15 protein-coding genes are annotated in these 20,539 nt (G+C 37.7%); 3 read left to right on the plus strand and 12 right to left on the minus strand.

Features of this window, described 5'->3' with window-relative positions:
* Positions 1-2: 2 nt before the first annotated feature.
* The 12 genes from ACP2AF_RS13710 to ACP2AF_RS13765 form a co-directional block, all read right to left on the minus strand.
* Entirely contained in the window at positions 3-1,454 is a 1,452-nt protein-coding gene (locus ACP2AF_RS13710; protein WP_425236718.1) for a class I adenylate-forming enzyme family protein, read from the minus strand.
* Positions 1,455-1,465: 11 nt separating this feature from the next.
* The gene (locus tag ACP2AF_RS13715; protein WP_425236719.1) at positions 1,466-1,699 is read right to left on the minus strand and encodes an acyl carrier protein; all 234 of its coding nucleotides are present in this window, start codon (positions 1,697-1,699) and stop codon (positions 1,466-1,468) included.
* Between the two features lie 428 nt (positions 1,700-2,127).
* Complete coding sequence (gene wecC, locus ACP2AF_RS13720) at positions 2,128-3,339, minus strand: UDP-N-acetyl-D-mannosamine dehydrogenase (RefSeq protein ID WP_425236720.1); 1,212 nt, start codon at positions 3,337-3,339, stop codon at positions 2,128-2,130.
* Positions 3,339-4,460, minus strand: a complete 1,122-nt coding sequence (gene wecB / locus ACP2AF_RS13725; RefSeq protein ID WP_425236721.1) for a non-hydrolyzing UDP-N-acetylglucosamine 2-epimerase — start codon at positions 4,458-4,460, stop codon at positions 3,339-3,341. The genes wecC and wecB overlap by 1 nt, the downstream gene beginning before the upstream one ends.
* An 88-nt stretch (positions 4,461-4,548) precedes the next feature.
* Positions 4,549-5,790, minus strand: a complete 1,242-nt coding sequence (locus ACP2AF_RS13730; RefSeq protein ID WP_425236722.1) for a glycosyltransferase family 4 protein — start codon at positions 5,788-5,790, stop codon at positions 4,549-4,551.
* The gene (locus ACP2AF_RS13735; protein WP_425236723.1) at positions 5,787-7,430 is read right to left on the minus strand and encodes an alginate lyase family protein; all 1,644 of its coding nucleotides are present in this window, start codon (positions 7,428-7,430) and stop codon (positions 5,787-5,789) included. Before ACP2AF_RS13735 ends, ACP2AF_RS13730 begins: the two co-directional genes overlap by 4 nt.
* Before the next feature lie 280 nt (positions 7,431-7,710).
* Complete coding sequence (locus ACP2AF_RS13740; protein WP_425236724.1) at positions 7,711-9,831, minus strand: bi-domain-containing oxidoreductase; 2,121 nt, start codon at positions 9,829-9,831, stop codon at positions 7,711-7,713.
* A 104-nt stretch (positions 9,832-9,935) separates the two neighbouring features.
* Positions 9,936-11,060, minus strand: coding sequence for a glycosyltransferase (locus ACP2AF_RS13745; protein ID WP_425236725.1), 1,125 nt, complete (start codon positions 11,058-11,060; stop codon positions 9,936-9,938).
* A gap of 948 nt (positions 11,061-12,008) precedes the next feature.
* Entirely contained in the window at positions 12,009-13,286 is a 1,278-nt protein-coding gene (locus tag ACP2AF_RS13750; RefSeq protein ID WP_425236726.1) for a nucleotide sugar dehydrogenase, read from the minus strand.
* Between the two features lie 46 nt (positions 13,287-13,332).
* Positions 13,333-14,331, minus strand: coding sequence for an SDR family oxidoreductase (locus ACP2AF_RS13755; RefSeq protein WP_425236727.1), 999 nt, complete (start codon positions 14,329-14,331; stop codon positions 13,333-13,335).
* A gap of 452 nt (positions 14,332-14,783) precedes the next feature.
* Complete coding sequence (locus ACP2AF_RS13760) at positions 14,784-15,809, minus strand: NAD-dependent epimerase (RefSeq protein WP_425236728.1); 1,026 nt, start codon at positions 15,807-15,809, stop codon at positions 14,784-14,786.
* The gene (locus ACP2AF_RS13765; protein WP_425236729.1) at positions 15,806-17,203 is read right to left on the minus strand and encodes a nucleotide sugar dehydrogenase; all 1,398 of its coding nucleotides are present in this window, start codon (positions 17,201-17,203) and stop codon (positions 15,806-15,808) included. The genes ACP2AF_RS13760 and ACP2AF_RS13765 overlap by 4 nt, the downstream gene beginning before the upstream one ends.
* A 259-nt stretch (positions 17,204-17,462) precedes the next feature.
* On the opposite strand from ACP2AF_RS13765, the gene ACP2AF_RS13770 reads away from it, so the two are divergent.
* From ACP2AF_RS13770 to ACP2AF_RS13780, 3 genes are read left to right on the plus strand one after another with little or no spacing between them, the layout of a single operon-like run.
* The gene (locus ACP2AF_RS13770) at positions 17,463-18,590 is read left to right on the plus strand and encodes a DegT/DnrJ/EryC1/StrS family aminotransferase (protein WP_425236730.1); all 1,128 of its coding nucleotides are present in this window, start codon (positions 17,463-17,465) and stop codon (positions 18,588-18,590) included.
* Positions 18,587-19,531, plus strand: a complete 945-nt coding sequence (locus tag ACP2AF_RS13775) for a hypothetical protein (protein ID WP_425236731.1) — start codon at positions 18,587-18,589, stop codon at positions 19,529-19,531. The genes ACP2AF_RS13770 and ACP2AF_RS13775 overlap by 4 nt, the downstream gene beginning before the upstream one ends.
* Positions 19,532-19,586: 55 nt before the next feature.
* Positions 19,587-20,525, plus strand: a complete 939-nt coding sequence (locus tag ACP2AF_RS13780; protein WP_425236732.1) for a UDP-N-acetylglucosamine 4,6-dehydratase family protein — start codon at positions 19,587-19,589, stop codon at positions 20,523-20,525.
* Positions 20,526-20,539: the final 14 nt, after the last annotated feature.

The following is a 20,539-nucleotide window of genomic DNA, read 5'->3' on the forward strand; positions in this document are numbered from 1 at the left end:
ATCTATGCTAATTTTTGTCGTTGTATTTTACCTGATTTTGTTTTGGGTATTTCCTTTATCCACTCAAAAACGACAGGTACCTTATAGGACTCCAAATGTGCCTTAAGGTATTCCTTGATTTCTTCAAATGTTCGCATTGAGCCGTTTTTTACCACAAATACCTTGACTACCTCCCCAAGCACTCCCTCTGGGTCCTTAATACCTATACAGGCAGATTCCAAAGCAGGATCCAACTCCTTTATCTTGGTTTCTACTTCAAAGGGGGATAGTTTTTTACCTCCAACATTTATGATTTCCTTGTAGCGCCCCTTTAGATAAACATAGCCTTCGGAATCCATACTGCCAATATCACCTGTCCGAAAATGTTTACCATAAAAGAAATCTGCTTTTGGCAAATCGAGATAGCCTTTGGTTACATGTTCTCCCCGCACACATATTTCTCCCTCCTTTTGAAGGTCTACCTTTTTTCCAGATTCATCGATAATGGTGATTTCAACGTTCGGGCTTGCCTTACCTACGGATTGTAAGTGGGTCCTGTCCACCGAAAATTCCAAAAAAGTAGACCTTGAAGCCTCTGTTAGACCATAGTGCATACATATTCTCGTTTCCGGGAAAAGCTCCAACATGGCCTTTTTGTCCTCTGGGGACATATAAGCGCTGCCCAACTCGATGTACTTTAATTGTGGGGCAAAATCGGCCAATCTATTACCACTCATTTTTTGGATATATTCCCAACTTGCGGGTACCATACCAAAGCCGGTGATCTTATGTTCCTCAAAAGCCCTGAACATTCTTTTCATATTCACTATGCTTCCCAATAAAACCAAGGTACCACCTACCGATAAAACGCATTTGATGCGCCCTAGGCCAAAAGAATGGCTAATTGGTAGAGCCAATAATTCAATGTCCCTATTATTGTTTTGTATAAAAGTATTTATATTGGATGCACTAGAGGCAATATTGCCATGGGTGAGGACCACACCTTTCGAGTCACCCGTAGTTCCAGTGGTAAACAAAATATCCGCGGGAGAATCAGCCTCTGGGAATGCTATATTTTCAGGTACTTCCGTCAGCTCAATTTCTTCAAAGACACTAAAATCAAAACACTTGGAATCATTTTCCAACCTAAGGCCAACAATCAATTTGGGGCTCGTTTTTTGTATTATGGCCCTGAGCTTTTCGGCCTGTATTTGTTCATCTAAAGGAACTACCTTGGCACCGATGAGATGAGTTGCGAAATAGGTGTAAATGAAATGAACATTTTTGTTTGCCGCCAATAAAATACAGTCCCCTTTATCTAAAGAAAACTCTTTTTCCAATCTTTCTTTGGTGGACCAAACATTATGGGCCAATTCTTGATAGGAAATCGTTTTTTTCTTATCGATTAAGGCGACTTTTTCTGGAGTTCTTAATGCCCAGTCAAATATTTTTTCTTCCAGTGAAACAAAAGGCATATCCAAGTTTGTTATGAAACCCGTTCCTCTACCGCTTCTATCATATCCCCAACATCTTCCAAATCCATAATTACTTCTGGATCGAACTTAATTTCAAATTCCTTTTCCAATGCTGAAATAATGATTACCTGACCCATGGAGTCCCACTTAGGAAAATCACCAATTGCCGTATCCTCCTCTATTTGGGATACTTGTACTTCAATTGCTTCCGCTATAATTTCTTTTACTTTATCTTCCGTATTCATTTAAAATAAATTACTTGATACCTAATTATTTAAAGGGCTACTCTCTTTTCCATGAAAATGCATGATAGTCCTCAATTTTTTGCAAAAGAAAACAATTTCGATTTCTAAACAATAATTTTTGGGTTTAAAACCTAAAAACTCTCGATGATGGATAAAAATCTTGTTTTCAAAATGAAAATTCAAAGCCTTGGTCAATATTAATACAAGGGTTTTAATAGAATGCTTCAAAAAATAGCTCCAATGACGCTTTTTCCTTCAAAGTTATATCCCTTAACATAAATACAAATCATTAATCATTGTTTTATCAGATACAAAACGGACAGCCCTTAACCAAAATTGTGCACTTAAGCATCCCAGGCAGTTACAATTATTGAATTAATTATTATTTCGTATTTAATTGAAACAAATGAGATGGATGAAATATTACATTACTTGTAAATGCCGCAAAAGTCCAATATATTTTTATCTGAATCCTTAGGTAAGGATTTAAACTCATCATGGGCAACTAGGAAAACTACAATATCAGCTTTTTTAAATGCTGATTCATAGTCCGTAAGTTTAAATACATTATGCTCGTTTATATTAGGTTCCACTATATAGTATTCTTCATTATTGGCATTTTGTAATACACGTTGTACAATGTATTTCGCAGGGGACTCCCTCAAATCGTCGATATTGGGTTTAAAAGCCAAGCCCATTAAGGCAATTTTGGGCTTTCTCCCATGTTGCAATTCAAATTGTAGCTTGGTATTTTGGACCTTTTCAGCACACCAAAATGATTTATAGTTATTCACTTCCCTGGCCGTACCGATTATTTTTGACTCCATTGGATAGTCCGAAACGATGAAGTAAGGGTCTACTGCGATACAATGGCCGCCCACACCACATCCGGGTTGCAAGATATTTACTCTTGGGTGCTTGTTGGCCAAGTTTATCAATTCCCAGACATTAATATCGGCCTTGTCTGAAATTAATGATAACTCGTTGGCAAAAGCGATTTGTACATCCCTAGAAGAATTTTCCACCAATTTACACATTTCGGCGGTCCGCGCATTGGTCTTGTGCAATTCACCTTTTACGTATTTGGCATAAAAAGCTATGGCCTTCTCAGTTGAGGCCTCATCGACCCCACCAATTACCCTGTCATTATGTACTAATTCATACATTACATTTCCCGGTAATACACGTTCTGGACAATATGCAATATGCAACTTTCCCTTTAGTTCCGGACGTTCTTCATAAATGTGCTGCATCATCTTCTCTGTGGTTCCAACAGGCGAGGTAGATTCAATAATATATAGATCACCTTCCTTAAGTAAGGGTAGTATCGCTTTCGTTGCGGCATGGACGAAAGAAATATCGGGTTCATTTTTGTCCTTAAAGGGCGTGGGCACTACTATCAGGTAGTTATCCGCCGCTACAGGAGTTGTATCGGCTTTTAAAAAACCTCCGCCCACAGCTTTTGAAACCGCAGTATCCAAAGAAGGTTCTACAATATGAATTTCACCTCGGTTTATGGTGTCCACAACTTTCTGGTTAATGTCCACGCCATGGACATAGGTCCCCCCTTCCGCAATCAATGCTGCTGTAGGTAGGCCAATATAGCCTAGGCCTATCATTACTACTTCTGGATTGTTCATTAATCTAAGTTTTCTATAAATTTCACAATTCGTTGACATGCTTTTCCATCCCCATAGGGGTTATGCAATTTGCTCATTTTCCCATAACGTTCAGGGTTCCCCATTAAATCTATGGTTTCGTTTACAATTTTCGTTTTGTCGGTACCAACAAGTATAACCGTACCGGCATCAACGGCCTCCGGTCTTTCGGTCGTATCCCGCATTACCAATACCGGTTTACCAAGACTGGGAGCTTCTTCCTGAACGCCCCCGCTATCGGTAATTACAAGCTCACATTTATTCATTAACCAAACGAATGCAGGATAGGCCAGGGGAGCAATCAGTTTAACACTTTTTTGTTCTCCTAGAATATCGTATACTGGTTTTTGTACTTTCGGATTCAAATGCACGGGATATACGATTTGCACATTTTCAACTACTTCCCCTATTTTCTTTAGTGCTTCACAAATATTGATAAACCCTTGTCCATGATTTTCCCTTCGATGACCCGTAACCAAAACAATTCGTTTTGTGAAATCGAGCTCGCTCTGTAGCTGTCTTATTTCGAGATCTTCAATGGTATCCACTCTAGAAACACTCTCAAACAGAGCATCAATTACGGTATTGCCAGTAATTAAAATGTTATCGATTGGAATCCCTTCGTTCCGCAAATTATCGAACGAAGTCTGTGTAGGGGCAAAATGATAGTCGGCAATATGGCCTGTAATGGTTCGGTTTATTTCTTCCGGGAAAGGGGCCAGTTTATTAAAGGTCCGTAATCCTGCTTCAACATGACATATCTTTGCACCGGAATAAAATCCCGCGATACTGGATCCCATTGTAGTGGTGGTATCTCCATGTACATAAACATAATCTGGTTTGAATTCCTCGAGAACAGGTTGTAACCCTGTAATGATAGCGGCTGTCAATCCGTATAAATTTTGCCCCGGTTTCATAAGGTTCAGGTCGTAATCCGGGGTAATTTCGAAAAAATCCAATACCTGATCCAACATTTCACGGTGCTGTGCGGTAACACATACCTTGGTTTCAAAGGTTTCATTTTTTAAAAACGCTTTGACTAATGGCGCCATTTTTATCGCTTCAGGACGTGTTCCGAATATGATTAGGTTCTTCTTTTTCATTCTATGATTTTGTTGAATTGTTATATGGAAATATTACATGAAACCAAATTATCAAAATACAATTGGGTCCAATTACAATGAATTAAAATTAAACTAAAACTTTTTTCATTTCTTCTAAATACTTATGTCCCAATTTTTCTCTATCAAAATGTTCCTTAGCATATCTATAACCATTTTCGCCTTGTTCTTTCAAGTCAAAATCCCCGCGGATATACTGTTTGACTTTTTCCGCGATATCGTCAGCATTCTCTGGTTCTGCAAAAACTCCACATTTTGCCTCTTCAACCACCAATTGTCTGGAAATACCGTCTATGGCCAACAAGATTGGTTTTTTACAGGACATATAGTCAAAAGTTTTGTTGGAATATATTGTTTTAAAAGTATCTACTTTTTTCAAGACCGCGGTTCCAAGATCTGATGCAAGAATATACTTAAATGCCTTTGTTTTGGATACGGAATCTACGAATCGAATGTTTTTAAGCTTTCTGGCCTTAGCCTCTGCCACCAAATCTTCCTTTTTCATTCCGCCTCCTATCAACTGGAAAAGGACGTTGGTGTCCTGTAGCTTTTCCGCCGCGTCAATTAATTGTACAAGATGATTGGCAATTCCATGAGCGCCAATATAGGTTATAACGAATTTATCATCAATCCTTTCTTCCCTTCGGAATTGTTCAGCGTCAAAATTTTCAGCCACTTCCTCGGCCAAAGCAAAATCGGCCGCGTTGGGAATATAAGTGATTTTGTCGGCGGGGATGTTCTTGTTATGTATTAGCTTTTCCCTAAATGCAGGCGTGAGTACATTGATTCGTTTTGCCTTTTTATAGATGGTCTTTTCAAACCAATATGAAAATTTTATAAGCCACGGATTGCTGATAACCCCAGTATCTATGGCGGATTCTGGCCAAAGATCTCTCACCTCGAACATCAATGGCAATCTTTTGAACACGGATAGGACATAGGCAGAAATACCCACAAACAAAGGTGGGGAGGTCACAACAAGCACATCGTATTTTCCTTTTACTTTGAAAAGGCCTGCCCAAATACTGGAAAAGACAAAAGTGAAATAGGCCCAGAACCTACCTAGGAAGTTTACGTCGTAAGCTTCAGACACATGGCAGCGAAAAACTTCTATGTTTTTATAATAATCCTTTTCATGAAAAACATATTTCCCTTCATAAAGTGGATTTTTTTTGCCTCCGATACTTGGCCAGCTTGCTATCACGGTTACTTCATGGCCCTGATGCGACCATATTTTTGTCATCTCGTTAAAACGTGATCCACCTCCTTGATTTTTACCTAAAAAATATTGATGGATTAATAGGATTTTCACACTTGTTTTATTTTAATTATGGTTTTAAATCCGGTTTTCGAAGAATAGGTATATCTAATGGAAGGTTCAATTTCTCCATAATAATTGGAACACCATTTTTCCTCTATTTTTGGATTTAATGTTTTCCCATTCCCATCTTCACAATGGACATGGATTTGTTCATACGTTTTTGGATTAAAATGCCAATATTGTTGTGAGACACGGTTATCGGTATTTTTTAAGGTGTCGCAAATCACCCACTCGTTTTTCTTCTTTGTCTTAATCACCCTTCTATTATGCACAATTTTGTTTCCTAGTTCCGGAAAACCCGTATACTCCCCATCAAATTCAAAATCATCTTCTTTTTCGGTTAACGTTGCATTTGCTTTTTTAGTCCAATAATTCCAAATAAATCTGGATCCCCTTAACATTTGATCCTTGCTACCAACAGAAACGGTATTATGTCCAAAACATTGTTCAAAAAAACCACCATACTCTTCTGTGGTATTATATTTATAAGACCCAGTGTCCCAGAGGTAATTATTGCCATTTAACCATATATCCAAATGTAAATTGTCCGCATGTCCGGGCCTGTCCTTGTATTTAGCGCACTTGACAAAAGTTTTTGCAGAATCGTCATTTATAACGTAATGACCGCCAATGGGAAATGATGCCAACCTATCTTGGACCAGGGACTTTATTCGGCAATTGTCAATTCCATACCACAACTGGCTTTCATCATGCTTGGAAACTTCATGATGTAATACGGCATTTAAATCATTGATTTGGGAAGTATATATGCGATAGTCGTCATCAGTTAGTTTAAAAAAAAGTGCGCCGTCATTGGCCCCATAATTTGGTAGCCTCCCACTTTTTTGGTCATGGCATGTACATAAATAGTGTAACGACTTTTTGGCTCTATCATAGACGGTTAAATCAAAGCGTTCTTTATGGATTTCTGCAAGTCTTATACCCCATGTAAGTAATTGAATAGCGACCCGGTGATAGTTCATTGAGAATTGCAGAAACGTACCATCCTTGTAAATTTGATAAGCGATTTCTTCCTCGAACCATTTTTTGCCCTTTTTAGACCATTTGCTCGCGTTTGGTAGAAAAGGAAATAACAAACCGCTTAAGAAAAGCATAAGGGTTTCGGTTAAGGCATGATTATTCCGTACGGCTATCCTCGAAAAATGGATATTGTGATATACGTGGTGAAGTTGCCAATAAATGCAGTTCATAATCTTATTAAACCGCTCTTCGGACAACTCTTCGGAATTTCGATAGTAGTATAATGCAAACGTCCAATTCAATATTCTTAAACTTATTTCTTGGCTACACTTGTAGTTTGGTCCCAGATTAATCGGATTATGGTCTATGAAGGAGTCGATTTCCTTGAATACGAGAGAAGCACAATCTTCTTCAAAATGATAATCATAACGAATTAGGTCATACAAGAATGAAAACCGCGCTTTCTCCCAAACATATTTTATGTCACCGGCCTCTTTTGACAGGTCCTTGATCTTTGACCAATGTTCCAGTCGATATCTATAGTCCGTTGATGGATTGGTCAACCAATCGTAATTTTCTCCTAATGAGATTTTTGTTTTACTAAAATATGTATAGGTATTATCCTTAATTTCATTAAAAGACTTTTTCAAAACGGAATTTCTACTTTTGGGAATAACCAATGATTCCTTAGAATCAAAAAAGAATAACGGAGCCTCTTTACGCCATTGATTCCTTGTCATCGAAATTTTCACAGCACTCGGATTACTGGGAAACTTGACTATCAAAAACCCGAGCTTTGCAGCTATTTCGTGAAATAGACGAAATCGAGTATAACGTATACCCATATTTCGAATAGTATTAAGTAGCCTAAAGATTTTCAATTGATACTTATATGTATATTATTAAATGCCTTTTAACTAGAGTTAGGGCTTAAATAGAGATCCAACCTTTTGTTTTTAAACTCTCGATTGCCGCAATAGAAGCTCTGGAAGTATTCATTATGGATTCAAAATCTATTAACGAACCGTTTCCTTCGGTAACACTGGTGATGTAATTTTCAAACTGAGAATAATGTCCTTTGTTCATTTTAGTCTTAAGCTTACTAAAGCCCTTGAATCCGTAGCCTTTTGTGGATATAAAGTTATCCATAATGAGTGTGCGTTCCTGGGAATATACCTCTAGCCTTTCCTTTGAATAACTCTTCGAGCCGTTTGCAAAATAGTTGATAACTGCATTTGAGCCATTTTCAAATCTCAAAAGTATACTTGCATTATCAGTATTTTCTTTGGGGTGCTTACCCATGGAGTTTAGACATACAGATGTCACTTTTGACCCGGTTAGATAGCCAAGAAGGTCAATGTAATGGCACGCTTCACCTATTATTCTTCCTCCACCAATTTCCATATCATGTACCCAAACATTTTCGGGAATAAAACCTGCATTCATAGTAGCGATTACATTAATAGGTGTTTCAGATGAACCTAACAAAGATTTCATTTTACTGATATGAGGTGAAAACCTACGATTAAATCCAACCATCAAGCTTCCCTGTGAGTTTTTGTATACCTTTTCTATTAAATCTAATTGACTATGATTTATTGCCAATGGTTTTTCAACAAAAACATGCTTATTGGCCTTGAGACCCTCTATGACCATTTCGCTATGCAGGTTATGTTGGGTGGTAATGACAATAACATCCAATTCAGAATCTTCCAAAACATCCGAGTAACTGGTTGTGCTTCTAGGTATCCCATATTTTTTAGCCAAACCTGTACCACTTACACCTGAAGAGCTTACAATGTATTTTATTTTTGCATTCGCCTTTTTAAGCATTGGCAATAAGGTCATACGTGTAAAATTTCCTGCACCTACAACTCCTATTACTCCCTTTGAATTCTGAAAATCCCTTTGCTCGGATACAATAACAGTTGTTGCACTTTCAGGAGATGAGCTATACTCCAGAATGCTCGCTATAGCATCCTTGGATTTCAAATTATCATAGATTTCAGAAAAATTGTTGATGGGAACTCTTTGGGTTATTAATGACCTAACGTCAACGGATTTATTTGAAATTGCTTTTAGTATTGCTTCAAAATTCCGTTTTTCAGTCCACCTAACATATGCTAGGGGATAGTCTTGACCTTTATTTTCATAATTAGTATCGTAACGCCCCGGGCCATAGGAACAAGAAACCTGAAAATCTAGCTCTTTTTCATAGAAATCTGATCTTGAAAGATTAAGCCCGATTACGCCAACCAATACTATTTTACCCTTTTTTCGGCTCATTTTGGCAGCATCGGAAATAACAACATCAGATTTTGTCGATGCTGTTATTACTACACCATCGCATCCAACACCATTCGTTTTGTCCATCACGAATTTCACAGGTTCTGAACCTTCACCGGGATTAAATGCGGTGATACCAAAAGAAGATGCCAAATTCACCTTATCCTTATCCAAATCATATCCAATTACCTCGCAGCCATTGGCCTTTAGCAATTGCGCAGTTATGAGTCCAATAAGACCCAGACCAATTACAACAACTGTTTCCCCAAAAGTTGGTTTCAATAATCTAATTCCTTGCAGCCCAATAGATCCTATAACCGTAAAACAAGCTTCCTCGTCGGTAACATTCTTAGGAATGGGTACCACCAAATTTTTTGGGATGCAAACAAATTCGGCATGCGCCCCGTTCGATGCTACCCTATCACCAATTTTGAACTCGCTGACTCCTTTTCCAATCTCTTCTACAATCCCCGCATTACAATAGCCCAGTGCAAGAGGTTCACTTAATTTGTTGAAAACGGCATTGACGGTTGGCATTAAACCATCCGACTTCACTTTATTTAGAACCTCCTTAACTTTGTCTGGTTGTTGTTTGGCTTTTTGCAGAAGGTTAGCTTTTCCGAATTCGACCAACATTTTTTCCGTGCCCAACGAGACCAAGGTTTTAGTGGTTCTAACTAAAACATGACCGGGTTTCACTTGTGGTTTTGGTACATCTTCCAGGATGGTTTCTCCTGTTTTGAATGATTGGATAATTTGTTTCATGATTTTTGTCGGCCTATTTTAAATGTACACGTACGAATTTTTCTATTTAATCGATACTTTCTTTACGTAAAAATCTAGTATTACGTTTTTACTTTTTAACATTATCACTTAAAAATGCTATCAATAAGATTTACCTGAAAATTAGGATTATAGTACTCATCCATTATCTTATAGCAATCCTTTCTCATTTGTAAATTTGATTTAGCCTTAATAAGTTTTATCATATTTTTTATTTGTTCTTTTAAATCATCAGCGTTGCCGTATTCAAAAAGGACCCCATTGACGTTCGGCAAAATTGCCTCAAACTCTGGCATTTGCCTATTCATGTCGCTATGGGAAATGACAGGAACGCCGAACATTAATGAATGCATTGCGGTTAAACCTATTTCCCCAGGTGCAACACAGCAATCACTTGATGAGAGCAATTTGTAATTTTGCGTTTCATCGTAGGAGGCGCCATAAAAACAAATTTGATTAGCAATTTTATACTGGTCTATTTGAGACTGTAGTTCTTTTTTTTGATCCCCATCTCCTACAAATAGCAGATTCACATAAATATTTTCGTCTTTAAGTAATTTAATAGCCTCTACAAGTAAATTTAATTTCTTTTGGACCGTTAGGCGGCCAATGAAAACAAGTTGGTCATTGTTAGGGCTATCAAACAAACTAGCCCTTATGTGCTGTCTTTCGTTCTCACTTAGTGTTTCCCTTAATTTAATTTGCTCTTTGTAATCTAAAGAATTATAAATGACCTTTATTTTTTCTTTGTTAAGTCCTAAATTAATTAGATTTTGTTTGGCTAAATTTCCATAGAGCAATAATCCATTAAAGAGATATTTATAAAAAACGAAATAAATCCTATTCTTTAGATTTTTATGATTTGTGAGAATTCCATGCGTCCAATTAAAAACTTTTACCCCTTTTATTCTCAGTATAAAAGCAGCAATAATAATGGAAATCCAATTGGGAGGAGAATGAACGATGGCACCATCAGGTTTTTGGGAAATCACATAACGGACTAATCCTTTACTAAAATAAAAGGGACCAATTTTATACGACGGAAAATCCTTGAAATCGGCTGAATCCTTAAAGTTATATGGCTTTACATTATTATAACCTTTTTTATCCCCGAAAAACATGTAATGGTTACGAGTCGAATTCATAAGAGCTTCTATAATACCAACTCTATAATGTGGAAATCCTGGGTATATGACTAATATTTTATTCATTGACTACAAAATAGTTGTACGAAACATTAAATTCAATTCTATACGGATGATACATACAACAAATTAAAGCTGCTATTGTTGTGCAAATTGTGGGTATTTTTTAAACTTGATTTTTTTCATTTTAGTGTCTTAGGCTAAAACATGTTGAATTTGGGCTTGTTGCACCGATTTCTTTTTCAAGGATATAGTCTGCCATTGGGGCCTAATTAATTTCAGCGGATTTTATTTTGTTTCTCTTCTGTTCTATATCACAAAATCCATTAAGACATCACAATTATCTAACTATTTTATAAATAATGCTACTTAAATTTGATGGCAATATTAGCCTATTTTGTGTAATGGAAATAAAAAACCGAATACTTTGTACATAAATTCGATAAACGATATGATTTGTCCCAAAAAATCAGCATAATAGACTAATTCGGCGGAAAAAACTTTTTATTCTAGGGTAAGATTAATTTGCCGTATGTTATGGAAAATATATAGAATTTGAGCACGGATTATATGTACGGTAAATTTGGGCCGGTCTACCCATCATTTCAATAGCAATTTTTTTCGGCCATTATTATTTGAGCTTAAATAAACCCTGGTGAGAACCTATACTTTTTTAGTCGCTGTACTGAATGCGGCGTAAAAAGTTATTCCTGGGCCTAAGAGGATAGTATTTATGTAAGGGGGTTGAGATCCATTCGTCCCGTTCAAACTGTCAGTTGAAATCATTTCGGCAAATATCAGGCAGAAGATTCGATTCGAGCGACCGGGGTATTTAACGTATTTGTATTCCTGAAAGGCTAAGTTTTGAAGTCAAAAACCCCACTTTCAGATTTAGAGGGCCAGGCAACTGAAACACACGGTAAATTCGTAAATACGTAGTGCAAAGAATTATAAGGAAAATAGTTTAGGTTGATTTCTAGTGCTTTAACTTATATTTATTCTTTGAGTAACTAACTAAAGCCTGGCATCCACATGCTCCTTTAAAACTCCTTTAACATCATAGAGTACCCCATTTGCTGAAAGCATATCCCTTAGCTTCATTTGCAGGAACTCATTGTGGGCAACTGTCAACACCAAGGCATCATAAGTATCACTAGGAATTTTGGCCATAGTTTCCAAACCATATTCTCGTTTTACTTCATCCCGCGAGGCCCAGGGGTCAAAAATCGCTATATCAATGCCATAGCTTTTTAAATTGTTGATAACGTCTACGGACTTGCTATTCCGAACATCAGGACAGTTTGCTTTAAAAGTGATTCCTAAAACCAAAATTTTAGCCCCCTTTATTTTAATATCCTTTTGGACCATTAATTTCACAACTTCAGAAGCTACGTATTTTCCCATTCCGTCATTCATACGTCTACCGGTCAGAATAATTTCAGGGTGATACCCATATTGTTGTGCTTTTTGTGCCAAATAGTAGGGATCCACTCCAACACAATGACCACCTACCAATCCGGGTTTAAATGGCAAAAAGTTCCATTTGGTGCCTGCTGCCTCCAAAACAGCATGGGTATCAATTTTCATAAGATTGAATATTTTAGCCAATTCGTTCACAAAGGCAATATTGATATCCCGTTGCGAGTTTTCAATGACCTTAGCGGCTTCTGCCACTTTTATAGTAGGTGCCAAATGCGTTCCTGCAGTAATTACTGAGGCATAGAGCTCATCAACTTTTTTCGCTATTTCAGGAGTTGAGCCAGAGGTGACCTTTAATATTTTATCGATGGTATGTTCCTTGTCCCCCGGATTTACACGTTCTGGGGAATATCCTACAAAAAAATCGGTATTAAATGTTAAACCACTACTATTTTCCAACACTGGGACGCATTCTTCTTCGGTAACTCCGGGGTATACCGTGGATTCATAAATTACGATATCCCCTTTTTTCAACACGCGCCCCACCGTTTCACTTGCCATATACAAAGGAGTCAAAATAGGTCGGTTGGTGTGATCAACAGGCGTGGGTACTGTAATGATATAATAGTTGCAGTCCGCAATTTCACTCAATTGATTCGTACAATACAATCCCATTTCCATTTTGGGATCAGTCACCATAACTTCCTGAAGGATAGTATCGTCTAGCTCTAAGGTACTATCATGGCCGGCCATCAAGTCTTTGACGCGGGCGTTGTTGATATCAAATCCTACTACAGGATATTTGGTGGCAAATAGACGCGCCAACGGCAAGCCTACGTAGCCCAATCCTATTATAGCAATTTTTGTATTCATGTTTTCCAATTATTTTTCATTGGACCATAGAAATGACCAAAGAGAACTACCTTAAATTTTCCCAATACCAACCTACCGCTTCCTTCAAACCTGTTTTAATGTCAAATTGAGGATCATACCCCAAAAGCCGCTTGGCTTTGGTTATGGAAGCTAGGGAATGTGGGACATCACCCTGCCGTTTAGGACCATATATGGCAGGTATTTCTGCTATTTTAGTATCGAATTCACTGAGGTATTCTTTCAACAGGGCTACTAGCTCATTTAGATCCGTACGCTCGCCATAAGCTACATTGTAAACCGTGTTCACCGCTTCTTTTTTATCCACAAGCATCGAACGGATATTCATTTCCAACACATTATCTATATAGGTGAAATCCCTGGAGTAGCTGCCATCTCCATTGATTGTTGGAGATTCATGTTTCATCAATTGCATTACAAATTTAGGAATCACTGCGGCATAGGCACCATTAGGATCTTGTTTCCTACCAAAAACATTGAAATAGCGAAGACCTATAGTTTCTAGGCCATAGGTTTTACTAAAAATATCGGCATATAGTTCATTGACGTATTTGGTTATAGCATATGGTGATAGTGGCTTACCGATAACATCCTCGATTTTAGGCATATTTTTGGAATCCCCATAAGTTGATGAGCTCGCGGCATAAGTAAAACGTTTAACTTTTGCATCCCGCGCCGCTAACAACATATTCAAAAAACCTGATACATTTACAGCATTACTCGTTAAGGGATCATGTATTGAACGAGGGACAGACCCCAAGGCGGCTTGATGTAGCACATAATCCACACCGGTACATCCTTTTTGACAATCTTCCAAATTTCGAATGTCCCCTTCAAATAAATTAAAGTTGGGATTGGACAGTAATTGCGCAATATTCTCTCTTTTACCGGTAGTAAAATTGTCAAGACATCGCACCTGATTGCCATTTTCCAAGAGGGCATCACAAAGGTTGGATCCTATAAATCCGGCGCCTCCAGTCACTAAAATAAGAGTTTTGGGATTAAGACTAAGATGTTTTAAGTTCATAGGTAAGCTTCATTGAATATCCTTAACGGTACAAGTAATCCATTTTCCTGTTATATAAAGCACAGTCGAGATGTTTTGTTAACCTTTAGACTGCGCTCAAGGAGACAAAAACTTGGATTTTAGCCCGCACTTTCAAATTATGAAACAATGAGAAATCAAATAATCTCATGAGTACAAGGTAACAAAGATGTAAAATGCTCTCATAAACACCTAATAATCAGCGAAAAAATAGGTTCATGTGTTCTTTGGAGGATTTTCTTACACCTAAAGCTATCCCGTTCTACTGATTTGAACACCTATTTCTTTTGTTTCTCAATTTACTTAAATTGAAAGATAAGCTCATTTTTTTAAAAGATTGGTTTTATGAAATCCATTTAAAACAAGTTTGGTCAATGTTGCTAGGGATAAGTAGAAATGTCTCAAATCTTCATGATGCCCAAAAAATATATCTTTTATTTGTTATAATAACCCTTGTACCAATCTACAAATTTTTTGACACCTTCTTTAATTGGTGTATTAGGCTTATAATCGTAGTCGGCAATAAGTGTATCTACACTGGCCCAGGTAGCGGTAACATCCCCGGGTTGCATGGGAAGCATTTCTTTTTTAGCGGTAATGCCCAAATTTGATTCTATGGCCTCAATAAAATCCAATAGTTTTACCGATTTGTTGTTTCCAATATTATAGAGCTTGTATTGTTCATTATTCATAGTTCTTTCTTCAGTGTCTTTTTCAATGATACGCACAACTCCCTCAACGATATCGTCAACATAAGTAAAGTCACGTTCCATATTACCATTGTTGAATACCTTAATAGGATTGCCTTTTAGCATAGCATCCGTAAAAAGAAATATAGCCATATCCGGTCTGCCCCAAGGACCGTAAACGGTAAAAAAACGGAGGCCCGTAGTGGCAAGACCATATAAATGGCTATAGGTGTGGGCCATCAGTTCATTGCTCTTTTTGGTAGCGGCATACAGACTGATGGGATTATCCACAGAATCGGAAGTTTCGAAAGGAATCTTATCGCTTAGACCATAAACACTAGAACTACTGGCATACACCAAGTGATTTACCTTATAATGCCTACAATTCTCTAAAATAGTAAGGAAGCCCACAATATTGCTATCAACGTATGCCCTAGGATTCTGAATACTGTATCGCACCCCAGCTTGGGCCGCTAAATTACAAACGACATCAAATGCTTCTTTTTTAAAAAGAAAGGGCAGGTTTTCAAAATCTTCTAAAGTTAAACGTATAAAGGAAAACGATGGGTGGATTTTACTTCGTATCTTCTGGTCGTACTTCTCTGCGGATTGTTGGTCAATGCCTAGCTGTGCCAGGCGGTCATATTTCAACTGTACATCGTAATAATCGTTGATATTGTCTAGTCCAACAACTCTATGGTTGTTTTCAAGGAGCTTCTGGCAAACATGATAGCCGATAAACCCGGCTGCCCCAGTCACCAATATGTTCATGATTGCCCTATTTTATAGTATTTGAAACCGATTGCTTTCATCTTACTTGCATCCAATATACGTCTTCCGTCAAAGACAAAAGCAGGTTTCAACATATTATTGAAAATCTTATTCCAATCATAGGTCTTAAATTCATCCCATTCTGTTAAAATAGCAATGGCATGTGCCTCCTTGGTCGTTTCGATGGGTTCCTGTATTACTTTTAACAAGCGCCTATTTTCATTAGGTTTGCGAGTCTTTAAATTGTCGAGGTCCTTATAAATTTGGTCCTCGGTCACCTTTGGGTCATAAACTAATAATTCGGCTTTTTCTTCCAATAAGGCATCTGCCACATAGATGGCAGCGGATTCCCTTGTATCATTAGTGTCCTTTTTGAAAGCCCAACCATAGAATATGATTTTCTTTCCAGAGACAGTATTATACAGAGTAGTAACGATATTATCGGCAAAACGTCGCTTTTGATAATCGTTCATTAGGATTACCTGTTCCCAGTAATTCGCTACTTCATGTAGTCCGTAATTGCGAGCGATGTAAACCAGATTGAGAATATCCTTTTGAAAACAGGAACCGCCAAATCCAACGGATGATTGTAAAAACTTGGGGCCTATCCTACTATCAAAGCCAATTGCTTTGGCCACTTCTTGAACATTGGCATCCGTTTTCTCACATAGGGCCGATATAGAATTAATGGATGATACGCGTTGTGCCAGAAAAGCATTGGCGACCAATTTAGACAGTTCAGAGGACCAGACATTGGTCTGTAATATCCGCTCCTTCGGTAGCCAATGTTCATAAATCGCACTTAACGCATCCTTGGCCATTTGGCCAGAGGGAGTGTCATCGCCACCAATTAGAACTCTATCTGCATTCAGTAGGTCATTGATAGCGGTACCTTCTGCCAAAAACTCAGGATTCGAAAGAATTTCAAAGTTTACCTCATTACCCATATTCTGAAGTATATTCTTAATGGCCTGGGCGGTCCGTACAGGGAGTGTTGATTTTTCTACAACTATTTTGTCATCTTTTGCTACTCTGGCAATATTTCTGGCGCAAAGTTCAATGTACTTTAAATCTGCTGCCTGTCCCTTTCCTTTTCCATATGTTTTGGTTGGGGTATTTACCGAGATGAAAATCATTTGTGCCCGGTCTATGGCCTTATCAACTTTTGTGGAAAAGAAAAGGTTTTTTCCCCGAGTTTGGGCAACTATTTCCTTGAGTCCAGGTTCGTATATGGGAAGATTCTCTAAATTGGCTTGGTTCCATTTATCAATCCGGTCCTGATCAATATCCACCACCGTGATGTTAATCTCTGGGCATCTGCTTGCAATGACAGACATGGTTGGCCCACCAACATAACCTGCTCCGATACAACAAATTTCAGTAATTTTTTTCATTGATGTTTATAACTTTTGACTGCAAAGATTAGTAAATAACTCTATATTCAATAATAATTTATATATGAAAGGTATTTTTTTGGGCACGATGGGAAAGTTATGGATTAAGGTGTGAAAAATTAGGATTTGAACACCAAAAAAGTCTTTTAGCCGATGTTTTTCAATTCTTAAACGAATTATAACCCGTTTTTGATTGTATAAATGAAACTATGGTTACTTTTGATGATGAAATTGTAGTTGAACTATAACCTAACTGTTTTTGGAAACACTGACTAAGATTTGGCTTTCTTCACCTCATATTGGAAGTAGTGAGCAATACTACGTTGATGAGGCATTTAGAACCAATTGGATTGCCCCATTGGGTCCAAATGTGATGGGTTTTGAAGGCGATTTGGAAGATTACCTCCAAGAAGAAGTTCATGTTGCGGCTTTGAGCTCCGGGACAGCTGCAATCCATCTTGGACTTAAATTATTAGGCGTTGGCAAGGGTGATGAGGTGCTTTGCCAAAGTTTTACCTTTTCGGCATCCGCCAATCCGATTACCTATTTAGGTTCCCGGCCTATTTTTGTTGATAGTGAAAGCAAGACATGGAACATATGTCCTGAACTTCTGGAAGAAGCAATTAAGGAGAGAATTCGTAGGGGTAAGAAACCTAAGGCCATCGTGGCGGTACATCTTTATGGAATGCCCTATAAAGTTCACGAAATTCACACTTTGGCCGAAAAGTATCAAATTCCTATCTTAGAGGATAGTGCCGAGGCTCTTGGCAGTATCTACAAGGGTCGCAAATGCGGAACTTTTGGTGATATCTCAATACTTTCTTTTAATGGCAATAAGATAATAACTACCTCAGGAGGAGGGGCTTTGGTTTCTAAAACCAAAGAGTATAGGGATAAGGCCATTTTCTTGGCGACCCAAGCACGAGATAATGCGGTTCATTATCAGCATTCGGAAATTGGTCACAACTATCGAATGAGTAATGTGTTGGCAGGTATTGGCAGAGGGCAAATGCAAGTTTTGAACGAAAGAGTCAGCGCGAGACGAAGAAATTATGAATACTATTTAGAAGCTTTGCAAGATTTGGACGAGATTTCATTTCTCAAGGAACCGGATGGAATGTTTTCCAATAGATGGCTAAGTTGTATACTAACACCGTCATACGGGGTGCGCGAGAGAATTCGTTTGGCTTTGGAAAATGAGAACATCGAATCTAGACCGCTATGGAAACCGATGCATTTGCAACCGGTTTTTAAAGGAGAACCTAACTTTACGAATGGTATTTCTGAAAGCCTTTTTCAAACAGGACTATGTCTACCTAGTGGTTCCAATCTGCTTTTTGAGGATTTGGAGCGAATAGTTGAAATCGTTAAACTTGCCCTGAAATGATACAAAACTATCTTACCAGTACGGTCGAAAGATATGCTTCCAAATGGTTGGTATTGGGAATTGATATTGCCATAGTGGTAATTTCATTTGTTCTGTCTTATTTTATTCGTTTTAATCTCACCTTTGATTTTGATGTGGATAAATTATTTGTACAACTACCGTGGGTTTCGCTAATTGCATTATTTTCATTTTTAATAGTAGGTTCATATAAGGGTGTAGTTAGGCATACCGGAGTACGTGACGTTTATAACATTTTTAACGCCATTTGCCTTGCCAGTATTTTGTCAATTTTCTTGATTCTAGCAAACGGAAAATTTCGACTAATGGATGATTTCACCATCCCAATATCAATTATAATATATAATAGCCTATTAAGCTTTATTGCATTGGTTACCTCTAGGTATGTTTTTAAATCACTCTTCCATAACTATCTCAATGAGAAACGGTTCAATTCATCCAAAAACGTTTTGATTTATGGTGCGGGAGAATCTGGAATACTTACTTATGGTGCTATCACCAACCACTCCAAAAGTAATGTTAAGGTTATCGGTTATATTGATAGGGATAAAAAGAAGATTGGCAAACTCATCAATGGCGTCAGTGTTTATGCTCCGGAAGTTTTAACAGAGGCCTTTATTCGTAAGAAAGGCATTGCTGAGATAATCTTTTGTATACAGAATATAGATCACAAAAAACTGAAGAGTTTGGTCGAGGGGTTGGTAGATTTTCCAGTGTTGGTAAAAATAGTCCCTCCGGTTGAAGATTGGATAAATGGTGAATTAAAAGCCTCTCAAATCAAAAAAGTCCAGATCGAGGATTTATTGAATAGGGCACCTATTGATATTGCAAACTCTAAGATACGCGAGGAAGTGAAAGACAAAGTAATATTTGTCACTGGCGGTGCGGGTTCCATAGGCAGCGAAATAGTTAGACTAATGTAATTATAATTATAGTTCTCTTATAATTATTGACCAAGCGGAATCAGCACTTTATGATTTGCAACAGGAGTTAAAGCAAAAAGGGCATCATAATTTTGTTCCACTGGTAGGAGATGTACGGGATAAAAATAGGATGAACAGTATTTTTCAAGAATACCAACCTGATATCGTTTTTCATGCTGCCGCTTATAAACACGTGCCTTTGATGGAATATAATTCTTATGAGGCCATAAAAATCAATATAGCGGGTACAAAGACTATTGCTGATCTTGCGCTGAGCCATAATGTTGAAAAATTTGTGCTCATATCAACGGATAAAGCGGTTAATCCCACCAATGTCATGGGGGCGAGTAAGCGAATAGCTGAAATTTATGTGAGTTGTTTGCAAAAAGAGAACAATACCAAATTTATTACAACGCGTTTTGGAAATGTTTTGGGTTCCAATGGTTCTGTAATTCCCTTGTTTCGGAAACAAATTGAAAATGGAGGTCCAATAACCCTTACCCATAAGGAGATTACTCGATATTTCATGACAATTCCGGAAGCTTCTCAATTGGTATTGGAAGCAGGGGCCATGGGCGAGGGCGGCGAAATTTTTATTTTTGATATGGGAGAGTCGGTTAGAATCTATGATTTGGCAAAAAATATGATTAAGTTATCTGGATTGAGTTACCCTGAGGATATTGACATAAAAGTTACGGGACTAAGACCAGGCGAAAAACTGTACGAGGAATTATTGGCCAATGGCGAGAACACACTTCCTACATATCATAAGAAAATTAAAATAAGTAAAACACGAGAATTGGATTACACTGATCTTAAGTCCAAAATAGATGAACTTTGTATTACCAATATGTTCTTCAGTAAAAATACGGTGAAACTTATGAAAAGCATTGTGCCGGAATATATTTCCAAAAATTCCAAGCTTTGTGAATTGGACGAAAACGGGAAGCCGGAGGTTGGGAACACTATAGCCTTAAAAGTCGTAGAATCCTAAATAAATCCTTTAAC

This window comes from Ulvibacterium sp., assembly GCF_965248315.1.
Classification (GTDB): domain Bacteria; phylum Bacteroidota; class Bacteroidia; order Flavobacteriales; family Flavobacteriaceae; genus Ulvibacterium.